Below are 2,323 nucleotides of genomic sequence, written 5' to 3'. Positions count from 1 at the left end.
GGCGCCGACACGCTCGCCGACGGGCTGGCCGCCTCCCCCGCCGTACGGGACCGCTGGGAGCCCGCGTACGCGGCGGCGGACGAGTGGGCCGCGGGACCGGACGGCGGCGTGGAGATCCGCGGCTTCGTCAGCGGCGAGGACGGCTTCGCGGTCGGCCACGCCACGCTGACGCTGATCGACGTGCGCGGCCACCAGCTCGGGAGGGCCATGACCCGGGCCGACGGCGGTTACAGCGTCCAGGCGCCCGGCGCGGGCACCTACGTCCTCATCGCGTCGGCCGCCGAGCGCGACCCGCAGGTGGCCACGCTCGTGGTCGGGGACCAGCCGGTGGACTTCGACCTGATCCTCGCCGGCTCCGGCAAGCTGACCGGCGTGGTGCGCGACCTCGACGGGAAGCCGGTGGCCGAGGCGATCGTCGTCGTGACCGACGTCCGGGGCGAGGTCGTCACGACGGGAAGCACCGACGCCGAGGGCGTCTACACCTTCTCCGGAGTCGTGGCCGGCACGTACACGATGGCGGTCAGCGCGCCCTCCCACCGCCCGGCCGCCGTTCCCGTCGAGGTCATCGGCACCGGCCTCACCCGGCAGGACGTCGAGCTCCGGCCCGGCGCCCGGGTCCGCGGCACCGTACGGGTACGCGGGGGCGGCCCGCTGAACGACGCGCGGGTGACGCTGCTGGACGCCGCGGGGAACGTGGTCGGCACCACGACGACCGGCGAGGACGGCGAGTACGCCTTCGCGGACCTGACCGGCGGCCAGTACACGGTCATCGCCACCGGGTACCCGCCCGTGGCCGACACCATGACCGTCAACGGCCTGGACGACGACGGCCGCGACATCTGGCTGGGCCACCCCGAGTGACCCCGCCGCCGGCCCGGCCGCTACGGCCGGGCCGGCGGGCAGGCCGTTCCCAGGACGAGCAGGGAGAGCACGAGTCGTATGCACACCAGTCAGCAGGCCGCGCAGAGCGCCCCGACCAGCCGCCGGGGACTGCACGCCCTGATCCGCACCAAGGACGGATGGGCCGTCCAGCACGCCGTGGTCACGGTCACCGACATGAGCGGCCGGCAGGTCGCGCGCGTCCAGGCCGACGCCGAGGGAACCGTGGCGACCGGGCCGCTGGAGCCCGGCGTCTACACGGTGGTCGTCACGGCCGTCGGGTACGCCCCGGCCGCCCAGACGGCGATCGCGACCGGCGCAGGGGTCGCCGAGCTGGGGACGGTCGTGCTGTCCCGTCAGGGCGGCGCCGACCTGCCCCCGCCCGGCGTGTGGACGCTCGACCCCGCGCACTGCAGGATCGCCGCGACGGCCCAGCATCTCGGGCTGAGCAGCGTGCAGGGGCGGTTCACCGAGTTCGCCGGGCGGATCGAGATCGGGCCGACGCCCGAGACCTCCTCGGTCGTCGCCGAGATCGCCGCCGCCTCGATCGACACCGGGAACGGCACCCGCGACGACCACCTCCGGTCGGCCGACTTCCTCGACGCGGCGGCGCACCCCACGATCACCTACCGCAGCGCCGGGCTCACCGCGTCCGGTCCCGACCGGTGGACCGTGCACGGGATGCTCACGCTGGCCGGGATCATGCGGCCGGTCGACCTCGACATGACGTACCTGGGGACCGGGCCGGACCCCTGGGGCGGCCTGCGGGCGGCGTTCCGGGCGGAGACCGAGCTGCGCCGCGACGACTTCGCGATGACGTACAACCAGGTGGTGCGGGCAGGTGTCGCCCTCATCGGTGCGACCCTGAAAGTGGAGCTGGACATCCAGGCCGTGCAGGGCGCGTCCCTGCCATAGTGGAGCCGGCGATGGGAGGAGGCGGCGTCATGACGAACGCTACAACGGACGCCGTCATCGGCGCCGGGGGCAGACCTGGCGTGGAGGCGTCCGACGACGCGTACCACGAGGTCGAGCACCAGCTGGCCGTGCTGTTCCGGCGCGCCCACGCGCTGTCGGCGGAGATGAGCCGCCGCATCCATCCCGAGCTGGACCCCGGCGCGTACGGCCTGCTGATCTTCATCGGCCAGGGCGACCCGGTGCGGCCGAGCGACCTCGCGGCCCACCTGGGCGTGGGGAAGGCGACGATCAGCCGCCAGCTCAAGGTGCTCGGCGAGCTCGGCCTCGTCACCCGGGAGCCCGACCCGGACGACGGGCGGGCCCATCTGCTCGCGCTCACCGACGAGGGGCGGCAGCGCCTGGAGAACGCCCGATCGGCACGCCAGCGGCGCTTCCGGGCGCTGCTCGACTCCTGGCCGGAGGACGAGGTGCGGTCGCTGGCCCGGATGCTCGCCCGATTCAACAACCTCACCAGGGAGATGACCGAGGT

The 2,323-nt window shown here is 74.4% G+C and carries 3 protein-coding genes; all 3 read left to right on the top strand.

The window, feature by feature from the left end; translation table 11 throughout:
* On the top strand, window positions 1–861 hold an 861-nt coding region (locus MPTA5024_RS19535), incomplete at its 5' end, for an MSCRAMM family protein (RefSeq protein ID WP_198167231.1).
* A gap of 78 nt (window positions 862–939) precedes the next feature.
* A complete protein-coding gene (locus MPTA5024_RS19530; RefSeq protein WP_051458360.1) occupies window positions 940–1,794 on the top strand; it encodes a YceI family protein in 855 nt (284 codons plus the stop codon).
* 29 nt (window positions 1,795–1,823) lie between these two features.
* The coding region (locus MPTA5024_RS19525) for a MarR family winged helix-turn-helix transcriptional regulator (RefSeq protein WP_198167230.1) at window positions 1,824–2,323 on the top strand (500 nt) is incomplete at its 3' end.

Source organism: Microbispora sp. ATCC PTA-5024, assembly GCF_000511135.2.
Lineage (GTDB): Bacteria > Actinomycetota > Actinomycetes > Streptosporangiales > Streptosporangiaceae > Microbispora > Microbispora corallina.
The sequence above is the reverse complement of the archived record's forward strand: the minus strand, read 5'-3'. Positions and strand labels throughout refer to the sequence as shown.